General features: G+C 70.6%; 21 protein-coding genes. 16 read left to right on the forward strand and 5 right to left on the reverse strand.

Features of this window, described 5'->3' with window-relative positions; genetic code table 11:
• Positions 1-89 precede the first annotated feature (89 nt).
• Complete coding sequence (locus E1288_RS38810; protein WP_132493669.1) at positions 90-893, forward strand: TrmH family RNA methyltransferase; 804 nt, start codon at positions 90-92, stop codon at positions 891-893.
• Positions 893-1504: a DUF2537 domain-containing protein gene (locus E1288_RS38815; protein ID WP_132493670.1), complete on the forward strand. Its 612-nt coding sequence runs from the start codon at positions 893-895 to the stop codon at positions 1502-1504. The genes E1288_RS38810 and E1288_RS38815 overlap by 1 nt, the downstream gene beginning before the upstream one ends.
• A gap of 215 nt (positions 1505-1719) precedes the next feature.
• On the opposite strand, the gene sepH is transcribed toward E1288_RS38815, so the two are convergent.
• The 4 genes from sepH to E1288_RS38835 all read right to left on the reverse strand — a co-directional run bounded on the left by sepH (position 1720) and on the right by E1288_RS38835 (position 6374).
• Positions 1720-2625 carry a septation protein SepH gene (gene sepH, locus E1288_RS38820; RefSeq protein WP_132493671.1) on the reverse strand — a complete coding sequence of 302 codons (906 nt, stop codon included), beginning with the start codon at positions 2623-2625 and terminating at the stop codon, positions 1720-1722.
• A gap of 267 nt (positions 2626-2892) precedes the next feature.
• Complete coding sequence (gene serC / locus E1288_RS38825; RefSeq protein ID WP_132493672.1) at positions 2893-4032, reverse strand: phosphoserine transaminase; 1140 nt, start codon at positions 4030-4032, stop codon at positions 2893-2895.
• Positions 4033-4237: 205 nt separating this feature from the next.
• Positions 4238-5158 carry an SEC-C domain-containing protein gene (locus tag E1288_RS38830; protein ID WP_132493673.1) on the reverse strand — a complete coding sequence of 307 codons (921 nt, stop codon included), beginning with the start codon at positions 5156-5158 and terminating at the stop codon, positions 4238-4240.
• A gap of 88 nt (positions 5159-5246) precedes the next feature.
• A complete protein-coding gene (locus E1288_RS38835) occupies positions 5247-6374 on the reverse strand; it encodes a citrate synthase 2 (RefSeq protein ID WP_132493674.1) in 1128 nt (375 codons plus the stop codon).
• 279 nt (positions 6375-6653) lie between these two features.
• On the opposite strand from E1288_RS38835, the gene E1288_RS38840 reads away from it, so the two are divergent.
• From E1288_RS38840 to E1288_RS38890, 11 genes are all read left to right on the forward strand, one after another.
• Complete coding sequence (locus tag E1288_RS38840) at positions 6654-6956, forward strand: urease subunit gamma (RefSeq protein ID WP_132493675.1); 303 nt, start codon at positions 6654-6656, stop codon at positions 6954-6956.
• 53 nt (positions 6957-7009) lie between these two features.
• A complete protein-coding gene (locus E1288_RS38845) occupies positions 7010-7393 on the forward strand; it encodes an urease subunit beta (RefSeq protein ID WP_132493676.1) in 384 nt (127 codons plus the stop codon).
• Positions 7374-9101 (forward strand): urease subunit alpha, encoded by a 1728-nt coding sequence (locus E1288_RS38850; RefSeq protein ID WP_132493677.1) that lies wholly within the window; start codon positions 7374-7376, stop codon positions 9099-9101. The genes E1288_RS38845 and E1288_RS38850 overlap by 20 nt, the downstream gene beginning before the upstream one ends.
• 100 nt (positions 9102-9201) lie before the next feature.
• Positions 9202-9894, forward strand: a complete 693-nt coding sequence (locus E1288_RS38855; RefSeq protein WP_132493678.1) for an urease accessory protein UreF — start codon at positions 9202-9204, stop codon at positions 9892-9894.
• A complete protein-coding gene (gene ureG / locus E1288_RS38860) occupies positions 9884-10600 on the forward strand; it encodes an urease accessory protein UreG (protein ID WP_132493679.1) in 717 nt (238 codons plus the stop codon). Before E1288_RS38855 ends, ureG begins: the two co-directional genes overlap by 11 nt.
• Positions 10601-10738: 138 nt before the next feature.
• Complete coding sequence (locus E1288_RS38865) at positions 10739-11506, forward strand: urease accessory protein UreD (protein ID WP_132493680.1); 768 nt, start codon at positions 10739-10741, stop codon at positions 11504-11506.
• Positions 11503-12393, forward strand: coding sequence for an urea transporter (locus E1288_RS38870; RefSeq protein ID WP_132493681.1), 891 nt, complete (start codon positions 11503-11505; stop codon positions 12391-12393). Before E1288_RS38865 ends, E1288_RS38870 begins: the two co-directional genes overlap by 4 nt.
• A 301-nt stretch (positions 12394-12694) precedes the next feature.
• Positions 12695-13348, forward strand: coding sequence for a pyridoxamine 5'-phosphate oxidase (pdxH, locus tag E1288_RS38875; RefSeq protein WP_132493682.1), 654 nt, complete (start codon positions 12695-12697; stop codon positions 13346-13348).
• Positions 13349-13660: 312 nt separating this feature from the next.
• A complete protein-coding gene (locus tag E1288_RS38880) occupies positions 13661-14959 on the forward strand; it encodes an MFS transporter (RefSeq protein WP_132493683.1) in 1299 nt (432 codons plus the stop codon).
• A gap of 102 nt (positions 14960-15061) precedes the next feature.
• Complete coding sequence (locus E1288_RS38885; RefSeq protein ID WP_132493684.1) at positions 15062-16465, forward strand: APC family permease; 1404 nt, start codon at positions 15062-15064, stop codon at positions 16463-16465.
• Between the two features lie 69 nt (positions 16466-16534).
• Entirely contained in the window at positions 16535-17455 is a 921-nt protein-coding gene (locus E1288_RS38890) for an aldose 1-epimerase family protein (RefSeq protein WP_132493685.1), read from the forward strand.
• A 177-nt stretch (positions 17456-17632) separates the two neighbouring features.
• Here the strand turns inward: E1288_RS38890 and E1288_RS38895 are convergent, their stop codons facing one another.
• Positions 17633-18778, reverse strand: coding sequence for an acyl-CoA dehydrogenase family protein (locus E1288_RS38895; RefSeq protein ID WP_132493686.1), 1146 nt, complete (start codon positions 18776-18778; stop codon positions 17633-17635).
• A 142-nt stretch (positions 18779-18920) separates the two neighbouring features.
• Between E1288_RS38895 and E1288_RS38900 the strand changes: the two genes are divergently transcribed.
• The 3 genes from E1288_RS38900 (at position 18921) to E1288_RS38910 (ending at position 22143) form a co-directional block, all read left to right on the forward strand.
• Positions 18921-19529 (forward strand): TetR/AcrR family transcriptional regulator, encoded by a 609-nt coding sequence (locus E1288_RS38900; RefSeq protein WP_132493687.1) that lies wholly within the window; start codon positions 18921-18923, stop codon positions 19527-19529.
• Entirely contained in the window at positions 19526-20452 is a 927-nt protein-coding gene (locus E1288_RS38905; RefSeq protein WP_132493688.1) for a carbohydrate kinase family protein, read from the forward strand. Before E1288_RS38900 ends, E1288_RS38905 begins: the two co-directional genes overlap by 4 nt.
• 386 nt (positions 20453-20838) lie before the next feature.
• Entirely contained in the window at positions 20839-22143 is a 1305-nt protein-coding gene (locus E1288_RS38910; RefSeq protein WP_132493689.1) for a citrate synthase, read from the forward strand.
• Positions 22144-22392 lie beyond the last annotated feature (249 nt).

Raw genomic sequence — 22392 nt, forward strand, 5'->3', positions numbered from 1 at the left:
ATGCCGGCACCTCCGGTCCCACGGGTCGCGCGCGACGGCGCGAGATCGGCCGGGCCGACTCGATTGGCGGCGGGTGCGAGAATGCGGGCGTGGTGCACATTGTCGAGGTCGACGACGTCGACGACCCGCGGGTCGACGACTTCCGCGATCTGTCCCGCGCGGACCGCCGCCCGGACCGGCCGGGCGGCCGGGGGCTGGTGATCGCCGAAGGCGTCGTGGTGGTCGAGCGGCTGCTCGCCTCGCCGTACCCGGTGCGGGCGCTGTTCGGCGTGCGCCGCCGCATCGAGGAGCTGACCGAGGCCACCGCCGCCCTGGACGTGCCCGCCTACGTCACCGACGCCGACGTGATGGCGCGCGTCGTGGGTTTCCACCTGAACCGCGGCGTGCTGGCGGTCGCCGATCGCGCGCCGGTCGTCGAGCCCGCCGAGCTCATCGGCCGCTCCCGCCGCCTGGTGGTGCTGGAAGGCATCGGTGACCACGAGAACCTCGGCGCGCTGTTCCGCAACGCCGCCGCGCTCAGCGTCGACGGCGTGCTGCTCGGCGCGGGCTGCTCGGACCCGCTGTACCGGCGCAGCGTGCGGGTGTCGATGGGGCACGTGCTCCGCGTCCCGTTCGCCCACCTCGGCTCCTGGCCGGAAGACCTCAAATTGCTGCGGGACAACGGCTTCCGCGTCGCGGCGCTGACCCCCAGGGCGGATGCGAAATCCCTTCGCGAAGCGGCCCTGGACAGCGGTCCGGTGGCGGTGCTGCTCGGCTCCGAAGGTCCCGGGCTCACCGACGAGGCCATCGCGGCCGCGGACCTCGCGGTCCGCATCCCGATGGCGAGCGGGGTGGATTCGCTCAACGTCGCCACGGCCGGTGCGATCGCCTTTCACGCGATGAGCGGAACGTGATGGACGCCCGGGAAACCGGCTGGGAGCTGCACGCGCGATCCGGTCGCGCGGTGCTGGTGCGCGGCGTCGGCCGGGAGGTCGACCCGGCCCGGCTGCGGCTGCCCGGCTCGCTGGTCGCGGCGCTGCACGAGTGGGCGCACGTGGTGGAAGCGCTGCAGACCGAGGAAACCGCGGACACCACGGCGGAGCTCGTCTCGCGGCGCGGTCGCCAGCTGGCGATGCGCCTGGCGGCGGAGACCGGCGGCCAGATCGGCTACGTCGACCCGCTCAGCGGCGAACTCGACCACATCGGCCGACCGCGCTCGGCGCACGCGATGCGCGGGTGGCGCGGCGGAACGATCGCCCCGGTGCAGCCCACACCGTGGGGCCCGGGCCTGGTGATCAGCGCGGTCATCGGCGCGATCGTGACGGTGACCCTGGTGGTGGTGACGCTCGGCCTGGCGGACGTGAGCGGAATCCTCGCGGCGGTGGTCAACATCGCGGTGGCCGCGGGGTTCGCGCCGTCGATCTGGCTGGGCCGCAACGTCCCGGTCTGGCGCTGGGCGGCGTACGGAACGGCGGTGGGCATCATCGCGGCCTGGATCGCCCTCCTCCTCAGCCTCCTCGGCTGAGCGCTACCCCTGGTCACCCGCAATTTCAATGGAAATCGAACCTCTGATTTCCATTGAAATTGCGGTGAGTTGTCCACAGCCGTCGGCGTGTCGTGGTCCGACATGCCGACGTAGTGCGGTTCAACGGAGTGCAGTTTCAATTGAAACTGCGGTGGACATGGCAACGGGGCCGGGTGAGCTTGATGCTCGCCCGGCCCCGTTGGGGTGTTCTGTCGTCAGCGGTGGGAGCGGACGCCGAGCAGGACGTCCTCCCACGACGGCACGATCGGATGACTCTTGCGCCCGCGCCGCGGCTCCGCCTTGCGCTGCGCGTCGTCCTCCGCCGCCTCGGCGGACGCGCCTTCGGCGCTCTCCTCCGCCGTCGGCTCTGCCACCGGCTCCGCCGGCGGGGGGCCGGTGTCCAGGTCGAGGGTCGGCGCCTCCGGTCGCTGCGCGACCACCGGCTCCTCCACCCGCTCCGGGACCGGCTGCGCCTGCTGGTCGAGCTGCAGCGCTTCGCGGGCCAGCTCGGTGACCGGCCGGACCGTCCGCAGCGGGCGGTTCGGGGACGGGTCGAGCAGGTCGGCCGCGTGGTCGTCGAGCGCCGCGACGGTGCCGCCGTGCGCGCCGGGGTGGAAGACCCAGTGCGCGCGGTTCTCCGAGCGCCCGGCCTGCCAGGTCAGCTGGACGACCCACTTGCCGTCCTCGCCGCGCCACGAGCCCCAGTCGGCCTCGGCGTAGTCGTGGCCGCGCATGCCGAAGGTGTGCGCGACGACCTCGCCGAGCGTCTGGACGTCCGGGCCGTCCTCGCGGACCGGGTGCGCGCGCTGGGCCATCTCGGCGATCTGGGCGCGTTCGAGCAGCACGGGGTAGGCGTAGCGCTCGACCCGGTGCTCGGGGATGCCGGAGGTCTCCGCGATCTGTGCGACGGACGCGCCGGAGCGGATGCGGGCCTGGATCTCCCGGGGCCGCATCTGGGCTTCCATCTCGATCTGGACCTGGCCGAGCCTGGTGAGGTCACCGCGGGCTGCGGCACGCAGTCGTTCGTCGGCGGGCACGGTGAAGCGCTCGCCGTTCTCCGGGTCCTCGCAGATGACGGATTCACCGTCCTCGTCGAGCCCGACCACTCGCAGCGCTCGCATACGCCAGCCTCCCGCCGGACCTACATGTCACCAAGCTGTGACAGTAACCCGGCGCGCCGCCTTGACGCGGGAGGCACGCCGGGCACGTCGTCTCGTTGTTGGTCGCTCTCTCCGCCTTCGATCTTGCCGGAAAGGTGCCGCCTGGGCGAACGGGTAAAATCACTCATTTTCGTTGAGGATCACCGCTAGTGCCCAAAAGTTCACTTGGTGGTGTCATTTTGGGCAAAAAGCCGCCGGGATCTGCGTGGATCCCGGCGGCTCAGCGTGTCAGGAAAGCTGCGAAACCACCCAATCGATGGACTTCGTCAGAGCGGTGACGTCGTCCGGGGCGATCGCCGGGAACATGCCGACCCGCAGCTGGTTGCGGCCCAGCTTCCGGTACGGCTCGGTGTCCACGATCCCGTTGGCGCGCAGCGCCTTTGCCACCGCGGCGGCGTCGATCGAGTCGGCGAAGTCGACCGTGCCGACCACCTGGGAGCGCTTCGCCGGGTCGGCCACGAACGGCGTGGCGTACTCCGACGCCTCGGCCCAGGAGTACAGCCGCTGCGACGACTCGCGGGTGCGCTGCGAGCACCAGTCCAGCCCGCCCTGGCCGTTCATCCACTCGATCTGGTCGGCGAGCAGGAACAGGGTGGCGACCGCCGGGGTGTTGTAGGTCTGGTCCTTGCGGGAGTTGTCCAGCGCGGTGGGCAGCGACAGGAACTCCGGCACCCAGCGGTCGGACGCGCCGATCTCGCCGATCCGCTCGATCGCCGCCGGGCTCATCGCGGCCAGCCACAGCCCGCCGTCGGCGGCGAAGCACTTCTGCGGCGCGAAGTAGTAGACGTCGACGTCGGCGGCGTCGAACGGCAGCCCGCCCGCGCCCGAGGTGGCGTCGATCGCGATCAGCGCGTTCTCCGAGCCCTCCGGGCGGCTCGGCGCGAGCATCACGCCGGTGGAGGTCTCGTTGTGCGCCCAGCCGATCAGGTCGACGGACGGGTCCGACACCGGTTCCGGCGCGTCGCCCGGCTCGGCGGAGACCACCACCGGGTCGCCCAGGAACGGCGCCGTCTTGGCGGCCTTGGCGAACTTCGAGGAGAACTCGCCGTAGGTGAGGTGCAGCGACCGCTCGCGGACGAGGCCGAACGTCGCGGCGTCCCAGAACGCGGTGGTGCCGCCGACGCCGAGCACGACCTCGTAGCCCTCCGGCAGGGAGAACAGCTCGTGCAGTCCCTCCCGGATGCGTCCGACCAGGGACTTCACCGGCTTCTGCCGGTGCGAGGTGCCCATCACCGCGGCGCCCGCGCCGGCCAGGTTCGCGAGCTGCTCGTCGCGCACCTTGGACGGGCCGCAGCCGAACCGGCCGTCGGCGGGCTTGAGTTCCTCGGGAAGCTTCAGGGTCGTCGGGTCGATTTCGGCCTGCGTCATGCCGGCGCCTCCGGGCGTTGTTGTGGTGACTGTGCAGGTGGCGGGGCAGTGCCTCCCGCGCGCCAGTGGCCTGATGACCGGCGCCTTTGCCGGCTCGGCTCAAGTGTTGCAGCAGGGTTTCGGGGTCGTGACCCCGGTGCTGCCAACAGCCGCAAGGCAACTTACTGCGGACGTCGGCCGTTGGCCAACAGCATCCGGATCTTGGTCAGGCGAAGCCCGGGGCGCCGCAGCACTTCTTGTACTTGCGCGCGGAGCCGCACCAGCAGGCGTCGTTGCGGCCCGGCGGCCAGGCGATCGCCAGGCCGCGGCGGGCGGCTTCCGCGGCGAACTCCGCGCGGGTGGACTGCTCGTCCAGGGCGATGCCGCGCGACGCCGCGAAGCCCACCAACGACTCGAACGAGCCGATGACCACCGCCGCATCCGGGTGCTGCCGCAGCGCCCGCTCGGCCTCCCGGCGGTGCTCCAGATGCTCGGTGCCCGGGTACCAGCCCGGCCGTTCTCGTTGGATCTCGGCGAAATCCGCCGCCGGCCAGAAGAGGATCGCCGGGTCTTCGTCGTGCCGCCGGATGCTCTCGATCTGCGCTCCGATCTGGCGGCCGTGCTCGGTCAGCCGTTCGTGGAGCTCGTCGAGGCCATCGGGCGGCAGGCCCAGCTCGCGGCGCAGGAGGCTGCGCTGCCGCAGCAGCTCGGAGCCGGCATCGCCCATCTCGATCTCGGCGTCCAGGCTCGGGACGAACCGGTTGACGCCGATGTTGAGCCAGCGCAACGCCTCTTGCGGTTCGTCGACGAGTCGGTACGCCATCGACGCGGTCACGTAGGCCCACTCGCAGTTCGAGCCTTCCCGGAGCAGCCGGGCGAAGCGCTCCTCGGCCTCCGCGCGCCGCCCGTGGGTGAGCAGGAACTTCGCGTAGGCGGCCGGGCCGTGGAGCACGTTGCTGTCGTCGTCGACCTCGGCCGCGACGCGCAGGGCCCGCTCCTCGCGCTCGTGCTCGCCCGCGAAGTGCCAGTAGTCCGCCGCCTCGACGAGGTCGTTGCACTGCTCGCCGCTGGTCTCCGCGTCGGCCTCCAGCGCTTCGGCGTACTCGACGTGCAGCCGCCGTTGCGCCTCGCCGGATGTGACCGTCACCCCTCCACGCTACCGCTGTTCGCGGCTCGGGTGCCGTGAGTGTTTTGTGTCGTCCTAGCGACACAAAACACTCACGGGCGGTGACCGGTCACACCGAGGCGATCAGCTGGTCGATCGAGCCCCAGCCCGCGACGTCCTGCGGGGAGCGCGGGTCCGGGCCGGTGTACTGCGCCGACGGGCGCACCAGGCGGCCGGTGCGCTTCTGTTCCAGGACGTGCGCCGACCAGCCCGCGAGCCGGGCGCAGGTGAACATCGCCGGCATCATCGCCGTCGGGACGTGCGCGAAGTCGAGCACCACCGCGGCCCAGAACTCCACGTTGGTCTCGATCGGCCGGTCCGGCCGGCGCTCCCGCAGCACCGCCAGGGCGGCCTGCTCCAGCTCGCGGGCCACCTCGAAGCGCGGCGCGCGCAGCTGGTCGCAGGTGTTGCGCAGCACCCGGGCGCGGGGGTCCTCGGCGCGGTAGACGCGGTGGCCGAAGCCCATCAGGCGGTCGCCGCGGTCCAGGATCGACGCCACCACCCGGCGCGCGTCGCCGGTGCGCTCGGCCTCCTCGATCATCGGCAGCACGCGGGCCGGGGCGCCGCCGTGCAGCGGTCCGGACATCGCGCCCACCGCGCCGGACAGACAGGCGCCGACGTCGGCACCCGTGGAGGCGATCACGCGGGCGGTGAACGTCGAGGCGTTCAGCCCGTGCTCGGCCGCCGATACCCAGTACGCGTCGAGCGCCTGCACGTGCTTCGGGTCCGGTTCGCCGCGCCACCGGGTCAGGAACTGCTCGGTGGCGGTGGCCGCTTCCGCGATCCGGGCGTGCGGAACCGGCGGCTGATCTCCGCGCGCGGACTGCGCCACGAAGGACAGCCCGAGCGCCGAGGAGAGCGCCAGCTGCGCGCGGGCCTGCGCGTCGTCGATGTCCAGCAGCGGCGCGAAACCGGCGGCCGGCGAGGTCATCGCCAGCGCCGCCTGCACGTCCGCCCGCACGTCGCCGGTGCGGATCGGCAGCGGTGTGCCGTCCGCTGGCGGCAGGCCGTCGCCGAACCGGCCGTCGACCAGCAGGGCCCACACGTCGTCGAAGGAAACCGTGCCCACCAGGTCTTCGATGTCCACGCCGCGGTAGCGCAGCGCGCCGCCGTCGCGGTCGGGTTCGGCGATCTCGGTCTGGAAGGCGACCACGCCCTCCAGGCCCGGGCGGAAATCGGTCTGGTCCGCCTTGCTCATGGCTGCCTCGTCTCCTCGGGGGTCGGGACCGCGCGCGTGCGCGGGCCGGGGACGTGGCGGGGCGTCGGGAACACAGTGCACCTGTCCACATGGCGGAAGCAATCGGAATCGGTGGGGGAAATCTCCGAAATGAGCTAGATCACATGGCGATGTCGCCGGTGTAAAAATTTTAGTTAGCGGGGTAAAAAGTTGAAAAAAAGGTTGTAATGTGTCAATTGTCTGGAGTAAAACCGCTGGACACAGCGGGCAGCGTTGATCCCCGTATGTTAAAAGGGCTTCATGCATCTTGCTCCTCATGAGCGCGACAAGTTGCTCGTCTACGTTGCGGCCCGCCTTGCGCGCGAGCGGCTGGACCGCGGGTTGAAGCTGAACTACCCCGAAGCGGTGGCGCTGATCACCGACCACGTCGTGGAAGGTGCCCGGGACGGCAAGACCGTCTCCGACCTGATGAAGAGCGGCAAGGACGTGCTGCGCGCCGACCAGGTGCTCGACGGGGTGCCGGAGATGATTCACAACGTGCAGGTCGAGGCGACCTTCCCGGACGGGACGAAGCTGGTCACGGTGCACGACCCGATCACCTGACGCGCGAGCCAGGCCGACCACCGATCTCGAATCGACATTCGTGAGGAGTTGCCATGCGTCCTGGGGAGATCATCACCGGCGACGACCCGATCGAGCTAAATCCGGGCCGGGAACGCATCCGGATCACCGTCAACAACCGCGCCGACCGCGCCGTTCAGGTCGGCTCGCACTACCACTTCGCCGCGGTGAACCCGTGCCTGGAATTCGACCGGGCAGCGGCCTGGGGCTACCGCCTGGACGTGCCGTCGGGCACCGCCGTGCGCTTCGAGCCGAACAAGGACCGCGAGGTCAGCCTGGTGCCGGTCGGCGGCAGCCGGCTCGTGCGCGGCCTCCGGCTGGAGTACGCCGGCGAGCTCGACGCCCGCGACCACGAACCCACCCCGTTCACCTACGGCGAGAAAGGCGAGGGACACCACGGTGAGCACATCGTCCATTGACCGGTCCCAGTACGTCGAGCTGTTCGGCCCGACGACCGGCGACCGGATCCGGTTGGCCGACACCGATCTGCTGATCGAGGTCACCGAAGACCGCAGCCAGGGGTCCACCGGGTCCGGCGACGAAGTGGTGTTCGGCGGCGGCAAGGTCATCCGCGAGTCGATGGGGCAGTCCGCCGCGATCCGCGCCGAGGGCACGCCGGACGTGGTGATCACCGGGGCCGTCATCCTCGACCACTGGGGCGTGGTCAAGGCCGACGTGGGCATCCGCGACGGCCGCATCGTGGGCATCGGCAAGGCGGGCAACCCCAGCGCCAACAACGACGTGGACAACTCGCTGGTCATCGGGCCGTCCACGGAGATCATCGCCGGCAACGGCAAGATCCTCACCGCCGGTGGCATCGACTCCCACGTGCACTTCATCTGCCCGCAGGAGGTCGACACCGCGCTCGCCTCCGGGCTGACCACGCTGATCGGCGGCGGCACCGGTCCGGGCGAGGGCAGCAAGGCCACCACGGTCACGCCCGGCGCCTGGAACCTCGGCCGGATCATGCAGGCCCTGGACTACCTGCCGGTCAACGTCCTGCTGCTGGGCAAGGGCAGCACGATGCGAGGCGAGGCTCTTTGGGAGCAGCTGCGAGCCGGCGCGGGCGGCTTCAAGATCCACGAGGACTGGGGCGCCACGCCCGCGGTGCTGGACAGTGCGCTGCGGGTGGCCGAGGAGTCCGGCGTCCAGGTCGCGCTGCACGCCGACACACTCAACGAGGCAGGCTTCTACGAATCCACGCTGGAGGCCATCAACGGCCGCTCGATCAGCGCGTTCCACGTCGAAGGCGCCGGTGGCGGGCACGCGCCGGACATCATCCGGCTCGCTTCGCAGCCGCACGTGCTGCCCTCGTCGACCAACCCGACCCGGCCGCACACCGTCAACACCATCGACGAGCACCTCGACATGGTGATGGTCTGCCACCACCTGAACCCGGCGGTGCCCGAGGACGTGGCCTTCGCGGAGAGCCGCATCCGGGAGACCACCATCGCGGCCGAGGACATCCTGCACGACCTCGGCGCGATCTCGATGATGAGCTCGGACGCGCAGGCGATGGGCCGCATCGGCGAGGTCATCATGCGCACCTGGCAGACCGCGCACGTGATGAAGCGCCGCCGCGGGTCGCTACCCGGCGACGGACGCGCGGACAACAACCGGGCTCAGCGCTACGTCGCGAAGTACACGATCAACCCGGCCATCGCGCACGGCATCGCCAAGCACGTCGGATCGATCGAGGTCGGCAAGATGGCCGACCTGGTGCTGTGGGACCCGAAGTTCTTCGGCGTCCGCCCGCACATCGTGCTCAAGGGCGGGTTCGCCGCGTGGGCGGCGATGGGCGACGCGAACGCGTCGATCCCCACGCCGCAGCCCTACATCGCGCGGCCGAGCTTCGGGGCGCAGCCTCGCGCGGCGGCGGCGAGCAGCGTGTTCTTCGTGGCTCCGGTCGCGTTGGACGCCCAATTGCCGGAGCAGCTGCAGCTGAGCTCGCGGCTGGTCGCGGTCGACAGCACGCGGTCGGTGGGCAAGAAGGACATGCTGAACAACGACGCCACCCCGGACATCCGGGTCGACCCGGACCGCTTCGCGGTGGACATCGACGGCGAGCGGGTCGAGCCGAACCCGGTCGACGAGGTGCCGATGGCGCAGCGCTACTTCTTGTTCTGACAGGCCGAAAAGCCACCCGGAAGGGAGAACCTTTCCGGGTGGAGGGTGCCCTTGCGGTGCCCTTCATCCACCACTCACGCGAAATCGAAGGGGGAGAGCGGTGCGAGCCGGTCTTGCGGTGCTGGCACTCGCGGACTCCCGGTTCCCCGGCGGGGGGCACGTGCACTCCGGCGGCGTCGAGGAGGCCGCCGCGCGGGGGCTGATCACGGGAATCGGCGACCTGCGCGAATTCCTGTACGGGCGCTTGCACGGCGCGGGCGCCCTGCAAGCGGCGTTCGCCGCCGCCGCGGCGCACGCCGCATCCCGTGGTGTCCGAAGTGGACACTGGCGGGAGCTGGACGTCGAACTCGACGCCCGCACCCCGTCCCCGGCGCAGCGGGAGGCCTCGCGCGCGCAGGGGCGGGGCATGATCCGCGCCGGCAAGGCCGCCTGGCCGTCGCCGGTGCTGACCGAACTGGTGGCCGCGACCCCGCGGCCACACCATCCGATCGTGCTCGGCGCGCTGGCGGCCATCGCCGGGGCCGGGCCCCTGGAGGCCGCGCTGGCCGCCGGTTACCTGGCCGTCAGCGGACCGTCCTCCGCCGGCGTTCGACTGCTCGGGCTGGACCCGTTCGCGGCTAACGCCGTGGTCACCGAACTGGCCGACGACCTCGACCGGATCGCCGCCGAGGCGGCGGCGGTGGCCGGGCTCGACCCGGCCGAGCTGCCCGCCCCCGGCGCCCCGGCGCTGGACCTGCTCGCCGAAGCGCACGATCGCCATCACCGGGAAGAGGTGCGTCTCTTTGCTTCCTGAACACGGACACGGCCACGGGCACGGTCACACGCATCCGGTCAACTTCGACCCGACCGCGACCGAACCGGACCCGTTCTCGGCCGAACCGCAGAACGGGCGCCCGTTCCGGCTCGGCATCGGCGGGCCGGTCGGCAGCGGCAAGACCGCGCTGACCGCGGCGCTCTGCCGCGCGCTGGGCCAGGAGATCAACCTCGCGGTCGTGACCAACGACATCTACACCACCGAGGACGCGGACTTCCTGCGCAGGGCCGGGGTGCTGGACACCGACCGGATCGAGGCCGTGCAGACCGGCGCCTGCCCGCACACCGCCATCCGCGACGACATCACCGCCAACCTGGACGCGGTGGACCGGCTCTCCGAGCGGCACCCCGGGCTGGAGCTGGTCATCGTGGAAAGCGGCGGCGACAACCTGACCGCGGTGTTCAGCCGCGGGCTGGCGGACCGGCAGATCTTCGTGGTGGACGTCGCCGGCGGCGACAAGGTGCCGCGCAAGGGCGGCCCCGGCGTCACCACCGCGGACCTGCTGGTGATCAACAAGATCGACCTGGCCGAGCTGGTCGGCGCCGACATGGAGGTCATGGTCTCGGACGCGCACCGGATGCGCGGCGAGCTCCCGGTGATCACCCAGTCGCTGACCCGAACCCCGAACGCTCCCGACGTTTCGGGCTGGGTCCGCGAGCAGCTCAAGGTCGGCGTCAGTGCCTGAGGGCCGGCCCTCGCCCGCGCGGGGAGGGGCGGCGATTTCGCGCGAAATCGCCGATCCCCACGCGTGCCAGGTGCCGGTTTCGCGCGAAATCGCCACCTGGCGCTCGGCGACGAGTCCTGCGGTGGAAGGCGGTGCGGCGTGCGCGCCAGTGCGCTGCTGAGAGTGGAACTCGGGTCCGGTGGGCGCAGCGTCGTGCGGGAGCTCCGCTCGGAAGCGCCGATGACGCTGTTGCCCCGGCGCACGGTGACGGCCAGCCCGGACGGCACCGCCGTGGTCCACCTGGTCAACTCGGCGGCCACGCCGGTCGGCGGTGACGAGGTCGACCTGCGGGTCCAGGTCGGGCCGGGCGCCAGGCTCCGGCTGCGCGGCACCGCCGCCACCATCGCGTTGCCGGGCCCGCACGGCGAGACGAGCCGGGCCACCGTGCACATCGAGGTCGGCGCGGGCGGCGTCGTCGACTACCTGCCGGAGGCGACGGTGATCAGCGCCCGCGCCGATCACCGGGCCGAGATGACCATCGAGCTGGGCGACGGCGCGCGGGCCAGGTGCCGGGAGACGCTGGTGCTCGGCCGGTACGGCGAAACGCCTGGCCGGATGACCACCACGACGCACGTGGTGCGATCGGGGATTCCGCTGCTGCGGCAGCGGCTGGACATCGGCGCGGACCGGCTCGGGGCGAGCGCGGGCTACCTCGCCGGGGCGCGGGTGCTCGCGACCGAGACGGTCATGTGGGGCAACGATCCCGCCGAGGCGATCAGCGGCGAGTGGTGGTCGCTGGTGCCGCTGGCCGCGGGAGGCGCACTGGCCAACGCGCTGGGGGAGAGCGCCGTGACCGCGGAGCGGCGGCTCGCCGAGGCGATGGGCCACCACCCGGATGCGAAGGATCTAGAGGTCCACAGCTGGTGAATGCCACTTCGAAGGCAATGGAGCCCGAAGTGCGGCACGGCGCGCGGCATCTGCTGCGCGCCGTGCCCACGGGCATTTCGCAGGTGTACCTGCAGGACAGCGTGCCCGCCGGACTGCTGTTCGTGGTCGCGCTGCTGCTGGCCGGCCCGCAACTCGGGCTGGCCGCGCTCGTCGGCAGCGCCGTGGGCGTGCTGACCGCGGCGGCGCTGCGGGTGCCGCACGAGCGAATAGGCCAGGGCTTGTTCGGCTTCAACGGAACGCTGGTGGTGCTGGGAGCGGTCGGCTCCTTCCGGCCGCTGGGGCTGGCGTTGCTGGTCGGAACCGCGGGGGCGGTCGTCGCGACGGTGCTGATGCGCATCGCGGACGCCTTCCTCACGGTCCCTGCCCGCACCGCCCCCTTCGTGCTCACCTACTGGCTGACCGTCTACTTGGGACACCGGTTGGACTGGGCGCCCGCAGCCGCGGCGTCGCCGTCGCCGGTGCTCGGCCTGCACGGCGACTACCTCGGCCTGTTCACCGCAGAGTCGGAGGTGTTCCTGGTCAGCGGCTGGCTGCCGGGCGTGGTGATGCTGATCGGATTGGCGCTGGTGCGGTTCCGGCTGGCCGTGGGCGCGTTCTGCGGCGCCGCCGTGTCGGTGCTCGCGGTCGAGCTGCTGCCGGTCACGCCGCCCGACGTCAGCGCCGGGGTGTACGGCTTCAACGCGGCCCTGGTCGTGGTCGGGCTGCTGAGCACCGGGCGCGGTTGGCGCTCGTGCGTCCTCGCGGTGCCCGCGGTGTTGTTGCTGCACGGCGCAATCGAGGCGGTGGGTCTGGTGCCGACCACGTTCCCGTTCGTCCTGGCGATGTGGACCGCGGATCTGCGCCGGCGGTACCGCGGGTCGGCTTGAGCCCGGTTTGTGCTGTTTTGGCCGCTAAAGGGCATTTCACCGGAAGGTGTGAGATGGCTGGCTCTGGCGGGTGGATTCACGATCTGCGGGCGTCCGAACGAGTGTGGGAACGATCACTGCATCGGTTGCGGAATCGATCGTGAAGCACCGCTGATTCGGCGTGCGTTCGGATCCCGTTTACCGTCGTACGCGTGGCTGGCGCCACCAACCGTGTCGCGCCGGCCGGTCCAACCCGTACCGTCCGGCGAACAGCCGGAGAAGTCGAGTCGTGCCGCTGCCGGGCGAGTCAGGGAGGAAGAGGATGTCGGAGGCCAACGTCGCGCTGCCGTCCATGCGGGTGTCCTACGAGGCGGGGGCGTTGGACGAGTCCTCGCTCGCCGCAACCTGGCACGAGCAGCTCCAGCTGTGGTTCGACGAGGCGGTGCAGGCCGACCTGGTCGAGCCGAACGCGATGGTGCTGGCCACGGCCGACGCCGAAGGCATCCCGTCCTCGCGCACCGTGCTGTGCAAGGGATTCGACGAGCGGGGTGTGGTGTTCTTCACCAACTACACCTCGACCAAGAGCCACGACCTCAAGGCCACCCGGGTCGCCGCCGCCACCTTCCCGTGGCTGGGCCTGCAGCGCCAGGTCAACGTGCGCGGCACGGTGGAGAAGGTCGAGTCCGCGGAGACCGCCGAGTACTGGGGCGAGCGCCCGCGCGGCTCCCAGCTGGGCGCCTGGGCTTCGCCGCAGTCGCGGGTGGTGGCCAACCGCGCCGCGCTGGAGGCGTCGCTGAGCGGCATCGAGCGGCGCTTCGCCGAAGCCGAGAAGGTGCCGGTGCCGCCGCACTGGGGCGGCTGGCGGATCCGCCCGGAATCGGTGGAGTTCTGGCAGGGACGCCCGGACCGCCTGCACGACCGCCTGCGCTTCCGCCGCACCAACGACCTCTGGACCGTCGAGCGCCTCGCTCCCTGAGCCCGGCGTCACCCGGACGGCGCGCAATTTCGTGAGAAATCGCGCCGGTCCGGGGCGACCACCGCGTTGCGTTCGTGCAGGTGGTGCCGATTTCGCGAGAAAACGACGTTCGCCCGGGTGGGTGTCGAATTCTCGCGAAATTGCGTTTTGCCGCCCTTGAATCAGCGTTTTTGCAGGTGAGGAAGGTTGCTCGTGCGGCGGGCCGGCGGTGGGCGAATTTTGTCCGGTTCCTCCGGTGGGCGTTAGACATCGGTCACACGGGGCGAAAAATAGAATGCCGTTAGCCGGTCTAATCGCTACTGTTTTGCATCTGTGCAGTCCAGCAGCGGAACCCCGACCACATCCCGTCGATCCATCAGATCCCTGCTGAGCAAGGTCTTCCTCGACACCCGGCCGCTGAAGTACCCGGCGTACCGCCGGCTGTGGCTGTCGAACATCGTCACCGCCGTCGGCGCGCAGTTCTCCGCGGTCGCGGTGCCCAAGCAGCTCTACGACATCACCGGCTCCTCCGCCTACGTCGGCCTCGCCGGGATCTTCGGCTTGGTGCCGCTGCTGGTGTTCGGCCTGTGGGGCGGCGCGATCGCGGACACCGTCGACCGCCGCAAGCTGCTGCTGATCACCAACGGCGGCCTGGCCGCCAGCGCGGTGCTGCTGTGGGTGGTGGCCGCGGCGAACGTCCAGTCGGTGTGGCTCGTGCTGATCCTCTTCGCCGCGCAGCAGACGTTCTTCGCCGTGAACATGCCCACTCGCGGCGCCGCGATCGCCCGGCTGATCCCGGTGCACCTGCTTCCGTCTGCGCAGGCGCTCGGGGCCACGGTGTTCCAGCTCGGCTCGATCGTCGGGCCGCTGCTGGCCGGCGTGTTGCTGCCGGTGCTGGGGCTTTCGGTGTTGTACCTGGTGGACGCGGTGGCGTTGTGCGCGGCGTTGTGGGCGGTGTTCCGGCTTCCGGCGCTGCCGCCGCAGGAAGGCGCCCCGAAGCGCGCCGGGCTGCGCGCCGTGCTGGACGGATTCCGCTACCTCGCAATGCACTCCGTGCTGCTGGCGTCGTTCCTGCTGGACATCATCGCGATGGTGTTCGGCATGCCGCGGGCGCTGTTCCCGGAGATGGCGGAGCGCACCTTCGGCGATCCGCCGGGCGGCGGGGCGGCGCTGGGCTGGCTGTTCGCGGCGATCCCGCTGGGCGCGTTCGCGTTCGGCGTGTTCTCCGGCTGGCTGCACCGGATCGCGCGGCACGGTGTCGGCGTCACCGTCGCAGTCGTGGCGTGGGGCATCTCGGTGATCGGGTTCGGCTGGTCGGATTCGCTGTGGTCGGCGGTGTTCTTCCTGGCCCTGGGCGGCGGCGCGGACCTGGTGAGCATGGTCTACCGGAGTTCGATCATGCAAACGGCGGCCACCGACGAGATGCGCGGCCGCATCCAGGGCGTGTTCACCGTCGTCGTCGCGGGCGGCCCGCGGCTGGCCGACACGCTGCACGGCCTGGCGGGAGCGGCGGTCGGGACTGCGGCGGCGGTCACAGTCGGCGGCGTCCTGGTCGTCGTCGGCGCGGTCATCGCGGCGGCCCTGCTGCCCGCCTTCTGGCGCTACCGGGCACCCGTTTCCGAGCAGCAATGATCGCGGACTGGGCAGGTTGCCACGCCTGAGCCGACCGCAGCAGTGCAGTTCGACCAGGGGTGGGCAGACAGCTGGACCAACCGCATTGCACACTTTTCAGCTATGGCCAACGAGACGACCGTGAACGACGACGCGCCCGGCGGTGCGCAGGAGCCTGGCCTCAAGAAGGTGATGGGCCCGAAACTGCTGCTCTTCTTCGTGGTCGGAGACATCCTCGGCACCACGATCTACTCGCTGACCGGCAAGGTCGCCGGCAAGGTGGGCGGGGCGCTGTGGGTTCCGTTCCTGGTCGCCTTCGTGGTCGCCTTCCTGACCGCGTTCAGCTATCTGGAACTCGTCGGGAAGTACCCGAAGGCGGGCGGCGCGCCGCTGTACGTGCACAAGGCCTTCGGGGTGCACTTCCTGACCTTCATCATCGCGTTCGCGGTGATGTGCTCTGGCATCACTTCCGCCGCCTCGGCCGCACAGGCGTTCAGCGGTGACTACCTGGAGGCGATCGTCGGCGACGGCGTCTCCTCGTGGGCCTGGCTCGTGGCGATCGGCTTCCTGCTCCTGCTGGCCGCGATCAACTTCCGCGGCGTCGGCGAGTCGGTGAAGATGAACGTGGTGCTGACCTGCGTGGAGCTCATCGGGTTGGCGATCGTGATCGTCTTCGGCGTCACCGCGCTGATCTCCGGGACGCACAGCCCCGACGTCGACCCCGACCCGGGCCGGCTGCTGGAGTTCAACGCCGGCACCTCGCCGCTGCTGGCGATCACCTCGGCGACCGCGCTGGCGTTCTTCGCGATGGTGGGCTTCGAGGACTCGGTGAACATGGCCGAGGAGACCCGCGACCCGGCCAAGACCTTCCCCCGCGCTCTGCTGCTGGGCATGGTGATCACCGCAACGATCTACCTGGTGATCGCGCTGATCACCTCGACGCTGGTGCCGACCGAAACGCTGGCGGAGTCCGACGGCCCGCTGCTGCTGGTCGTGAAGGCCGCCGCGCCGTGGTTCCCGCCGATCCTGTTCTCGCTGATCGCGCTGTTCGCGGTGACCAACACCGCGCTGATCAACATGCTGATGGCCAGCCGCCTGGTCTACGGCATGTCGCAGGAGCGCATCATCCCGAAGCAGCTTGGGCTGGTGCACCGCACGCGGCGCACGCCGTGGGTGGCGATCGTGTTCACCAGCATCATCGCGGTGGCACTGGTGAGCTCGCTGAAGATCTCCGACCTGGGCAGCACCACCTCGCTGCTGCTGCTCGTGGTGTTCGCGGTGGTCAACGTGGCGGTGCTGGTCCTGCGCAAGGACAAGGTCGAGCACAAGCACTTCAAGGCGCCCACCTGGGTGCCGGTGCTGGGCGCGCTGACCTGCGCGTTCTTCGCCAGCCCGCTGTCCGGCCGACCGGGCACGGAGTACATCATCGCCGGCATCCTGCTGGGCATCGGCGTGATCTTCTGGGCGATCAACTTCCTCATCGGCGGTCGCAAGCAGAAGTTCGACGCCGCGAAGCTGGGCAAGTAAGTCGCAACCCGAGGGCCCTCCGAGCCGATTTCGTCGGCTCGGGGGGCTTTCTGCTTCTACAGTGGCGATGTGCACGAGCCTGTTCCCGCCACCGGGCGGCAGTTCGAGATCACTTCCGGCGCCGCGCGCGCCGTGGTCACCGAAGTCGGTGCGGCGCTTCGGGTTTTCGAGGTCGGCGGGGTGCCGTACGCGGAATCCTTCGACGCGGACCGGCTGCCGCCGGGCGGGGCGGGCGGGGTTCTGGTGCCGTGGCCGAACCGGGTCGCCGGGGGCCGCTGGCTGTTCGACGGGGAGCCGCAGCAGCTGGCGTTGACCGAGCCCGCGCGGCAGAACGCGATCCACGGGCTGTTGCGGCACACGGCGTGGACCCTCGTCGAGCACGCCGAGTCCACAGTGGTGTTGCACGCGATGGTGCCCGCGCAGCCGGGCTGGCCGGTGCCGCTGCTGACGTCCATCGGCTACGCCCTGGACGAAGGCGGCCTGACAGTCACGCACACCGTGGAGAATCTCGGGGCGCGGGCGGTTCCGTTCGGGGTCGGCGTGCACCCGTATCCGCGCGCGGGCAACGCCGCGACCGACGACTGCACGCTCCGGCTGGCGGCGGCGACGGTGCTGCCGGTGGACTCCGAGCGGTTGCTCCCGGTGCGGCCGCCGCGGGGCCTGCAGGGCGACGAGGTGGACTTCCGCACCGGGCGTCGGCTGGCCGGGGTGCTGCTGGACACCGCCTTCGGCGGCGCGACTCCGGCGCCGGGCGACGACCTCGTGCGGCACAGCCTCACCGACCCGGACGGGCGCGGCGTGCAGCTGTGGGCCGACCCGGTGTTCAAGTGGGTTCAGGTCTACACGGCGGACGACTTCCCGGGGCGGGGCAGGGCGATCGCGATCGAGCCGATGACCTGCCCGCCGGACGCCCTGAACTCCGGGGTGGACCTGCTGGTCCTGCAGCCGGGCGAGAACTGGATCGGCCACTGGGGCCTCAAGCCCCTCTGACGCCAACCCCTTCCACTACGCGGAACCCTGGTTCCATGCCCGCAATTTCAATGGAAATCGGACCTTCGATTTCCATTGAAATTGCGGACCTCCGGTGTGTCGGGTGCACGACACACCGGAGGTTGTGGATAGACGGTGTGGATAACTTCCGCAATTTCCATTGAAATTGCGGGCGAGTCAGGCCTTGGCGAGGTGGCGGGCGATGAGCATGCGCTGGATCTGGTTGGTGCCCTCGAAGATCTGCAGGACCTTCGCCTCGCGCATGTAGCGCTCCGCCGGGAAGTCGCGGGTGTAGCCCGCGCCGCCGAGCACCTGGACGGCGTCGGTGGTCACCTTCATCGCCGCGTCCGTCGCGACGAGCTTCGCCACCGACGCCTGCTGCCCGAACGGCAGCCCGGCGTCCCGCCGCCGCGCGCCGTCGAGGTACGTCGCCCGGGCCGAGTGCACGGCCGCGGCCATGTCGGCGAGCAGGAACTCCAGGCCCTGGAACTCGATGATCGGCCGCCCGAACTGCTGCCGCTGCTTCGCGTAGTCCACCGCGAGGTCCAGCGCCGCCTGCGCCAGCCCGACGGCGCAGGCCGCGATGCCGAGGCGGCCGGAGTCCAGCGCCGACAACGCGATCTTCAGCCCGTGGCCCTCGGCTCCGATGAGCCGCTCCGCAGGCACCCGCGCGTCCTCGAAGTACAGCGGCGTGGTCGGCGAGCCGGTGAGCCCCATCTTGTGCTCGGGCGGGCCGGCGGAAAGCCCCGCCGTGCCGCCGTCGACGAGCAGGCAGCTGATGCCGAGTGGCCCCTCGTCCGAGGTCCGGGCCATGAGCGTGTAGAAGTCCGCCACGCCGCCGTGCGTGATCCAGGCCTTGGCCCCGTTGACGGCGTACGAGTCGTCCTGCCGCGCTGCCCGCGTGCTCAGCGCCGCCGCGTCGGAGCCGGCGTGCGGCTCGGACAGCGCGTACGCGCCGAGCAGTTCGCCGCCGATCATCTCCGGCAGCCAGCGGGAGCGCTGCTCCGCGCTGCCGAAGTGGGCCAGCGGGTAGCAGCTCATGGTGTGCACCGACAGACCGACGCCGACGGTCATCCAGGCGCTGCTGAGCTCTTCGAGCACCTGCAGGTACACCTCGTACGGCTGGGCGCCGCCGCCGTGTTCCTCCTGGTAGGGCAGGCCGAGGAAACCGGCCTGGCCGAGCAGCCGGAAGGCGTCGCGCGGGAACTTCTCCGCGGCCTCGTCGCCCGCCGCGCGCGGGGCGAGCTCATCGCGGGCGATCTCGCGTGTCAGCGCGAGCAGGTCGGTGGCTTCTGCGGTGGGAAGCAGGCGTTGGACGGCCATGGCGGATAGCGCTCCTGATTGCCAGTGTGACAGCTGCCGGTAGTACTGATGACCGTACTGTAGGACGTTCTCCAGTACTGTGAAAGTCTCACCAGTAGGAACCCGCGCAACCGTTCGAGGGTGCTGTGGCAGGCTTCGTCCGATGACCACCTCCGAAGGCCGTCGCCGGCCGATGAACGCGCGGCGGGCCCAGCTGCTGGACCGGCTGCGCGACCTGTTCCTCGCGGAGGGGTTCGCGCACTTCACGCTGGACGACCTGGCAGCCCGGCTGCACTGCTCCAAGTCGACTCTGTACACGCTGGCGGGCAGCAAGGAGCAGCTCGCCGTCCGCGTCGTCGCCCACTACTTCAAGAGCGCCACGCAGCTGGTCGAGCAGCGGGTCGCGGCGGCCGACGACGTGCGGGAGAAGGTGCGGGCGTACCTGGATGCCGCGGCCGAGGCACTGCGCCCGGCGTCCCGCGAGTTCATCGACGACATGGCCGCCAACATCGCGACCCGCACCACCTACGAGGCCAACGCGCACGCCGCCGCGGACCGGCTCCGCGGCTTCATCGGCGAGGGCGTGCGGCAGGGCGTGTTCCGGGAGGTGCACGCCGCGTTCGTCGGCGAGATGGTCGGGCTGACCATCGTCGGCATCCAGCGAGGCGAGATCGGCGAGCGCACCGGCCTGTCCGACGCGGCGGCGTTCGAGGCGTTGTCGCAGTTCCTGCTCGGCGGGTTGACCGCCCGGTACACAGTGGAGGAAAAGTGATCGTCATCGGCGGTGAGGCCCTCGTCGACCTCGTTCCGGACCCGTCCACGGCGGACGGCGAGCTCGGGCCGCTGCACCCGCGCCTCGGCGGGGGTCCGTACAACGTCGCGATCGCGCTGGGGCGGCTCGGGGTTCCCGTCGCGTTCTTCGCCCGGCTGTCCACGGACCAGTTCGGCGACAAGCTCCTCGAACGCCTGCGGTCTTCCGAAGTGGACGTCGACCTGGTGCAGCGCGGCCCGGAGCCGACGACGCTGGCCGTGGTCGGGCTGGCCGAGGACGGTTCGGCCCGCTACAGCTTCCACACCGAAGGCACCGCTGCCCGCTTCGTCGCGGACCGGCCGCTGCCCGCGCAGGCCACCGCGCTCTGCCTGGGCACCCTCGGCATGGTGCTCGAACCCGGCGCCTCGGTGTACGAGGAGGTGCTGTTCCGGGAGGCCGCGCGCGGCCGGTTCGTCGCGCTGGACCCGAACATCCGCGCCGACCTGATCGCCGACCCCGACGCCTACCGCGCGCGGTTCGCCTCCTGGCTGCCGTCGGTGGGGCTGCTGAAGGTCTCGGACGACGACGCCGAGTGGCTCGCGGACGGCGGGGACGTGCTCGCCGCGGCCCGCGAGTGGCAGCGCAGGGGCCCGGCGGCCGTGGTGCTGACCAGGGGAGCCGACGGGCTGACCGCGGTGACCGGTGACGGCGAGGTGTCGGTGGCGGGCGTGCGCGCCGAGGTCGCCGACACCATCGGCGCGGGCGACACCGTGCAGGGCGCCCTGCTCGCGTGGCTGCACCGCAACGACGCGCTGTCGGCGGACGCCGTCCGCGCGCTCGACCGGGAGCAGTGGGAGCAGGCGCTGCGGTTCGCCGCGGCCGCCGCTGCGGTCACCGTCTCCCGACCGGGTGCCGAGCCGCCGTGGGCCGCCGAGTTGGCCTGACGGTCGGCGAACCGCGTCTGACGTGCGCGAGGACACCTTGTGAGGTAAACCGCGCGAGGCCGACCGGTCGAGATCGAGTTAGCCCGATCGGATGGGCCCGTTGGTCACGATGAACTGCTCGTCCGGCTTCGGAGCGTCGAAAATTTTCCGCCGGAAGCGCCCCGATGTGATGTGATCGTGGTCCCACCTGCCAAAAAGCCGAAACGCGATTGCTGCGCTGGGACCCCACTGCGGTCTAGCGTGACTACTGACAGGACCCCAACGGGGTGGTGCTGCGGCGGTTCGGACACCCCGACCGGCGCGCGGGCGACATCGCAGCCCTGCCGCTTGGCTGGGCAACCGCGGTCGCCTCGACACGCACCCCGACGAGCGCGAGAGGTTCCCGAATGCCCGACGACGTGACCGCCAAACGTACCGTCGCGCTGCGCTATGACGCCGGCGAGCACGAAATGCAGGTGAAGCAGCCGACCGAGGGCGCCCCCGGGGTGGATCTCGGCAAGCTGCTGGCTCAGACCGGTTTGGTGACGTTGGATCCGGGCTTCGTCAATACGGCGGCCTGCCTCTCCGACATCACCTACATCGACGGTGACGCCGGCATCCTCCGCTACCGCGGCTACCCGATCGAGGAGCTCGCGGCGAAGTCGAACTTCATCGAGGTCAGCTACCTGCTGATCTACGGTGAGCTGCCGACCCAGCAGCAGTACGACGAGTTCGCCGAGCGGATCCGGCGGCACACCCTGCTGCACGAAGACCTCAAGCAGTTCTTCGACGGCTTCCCGCGGGACGCGCACCCGATGCCGGTGCTGTCCTCCGCGGTCTCCGCGCTGTCCACCTTCTACCAGGACAGCCTCAACCCGTTCGACAAGGACCAGGTGGAGCTGTCCACCGTCCGCCTGCTGGCGAAGCTGCCCACGATCGCGGCGTACGCCTACAAGAAGTCGGTCGGCCAGCCGTTCCTGTACCCGGACAACTCGCTGGGCCTGGTGGAGAACTTCCTCCGGATGACCTTCGGTTTCCCCGCCGAGCCCTACGAGGTCGACCCGGTGCTGACCCGCGCCCTCGACCTGCTGTTCATCCTGCACGCCGACCACGAGCAGAACTGCTCCACGTCGACGGTCCGGATGGTCGGCTCCGCCGAGACCAACCTGTTCGCCAGCATTTCGGCCGGCATCAACGCCCTGTTCGGCCCGCTGCACGGCGGCGCGAACAGCGCGGTGCTGGAGATGCTGGAGGGCATCCAGGCCAACGGCGGTGACGTCGACTCGTTCGTCAACCGGGTCAAGAACAAGGAGCCCGGCGTTCGGCTGATGGGCTTCGGGCACCGGGTCTACAAGAACTACGACCCGCGCGCGGCGATCATCAAGAAGACCGCCGACGAGGTGCTCGGCAAGCTCGGGGCCAACGACCCGCTGCTGGACATCGCCCTGAAGCTCGAGGAGAAGGCGCTTGCCGACGACTACTTCGTCGAGCGCAAGCTCTACCCGAACGTCGACTTCTACACCGGCCTGATCTACAAGGCGATGGGCTTCCCGACGAAGTACTTCACCGTGCTGTTCGCGCTCGGCCGGCTGCCCGGCTGGATCGCGCACTGGCGGGAGATGCTGGAGGACCCGGCCCGCAAGATCAGCCGTCCGCGGCAGGTGTACACCGGTTCGCCGGAGCGCGCCTACCAGGCGATCGACCAGCGCTGAATCGAAACCTGAATCCAGTCGGCCGCCGACGCGACCGACCCACGTGCGGCCCCGGACACCGGCCTCTCGGCCGGTCCCCGGGGCCGATCCGTGTCGGGGCCGGGTCCCGCCGGTCCTCTCGGCGCAATTTCAATGAGGTGATCTCAGTGGAATGGGGCTGAGGGTCCGAAGAGGTGTGGGCGTGGGGTCCTGGTAGAAGAGGTCTCACCACAAGATCGTCTTCTGTAAGGGCCAGGACCCCACGTGATT

The organism is Saccharopolyspora elongata, from assembly GCF_004348985.1.
Lineage (GTDB): Bacteria > Actinomycetota > Actinomycetes > Mycobacteriales > Pseudonocardiaceae > Saccharopolyspora > Saccharopolyspora elongata.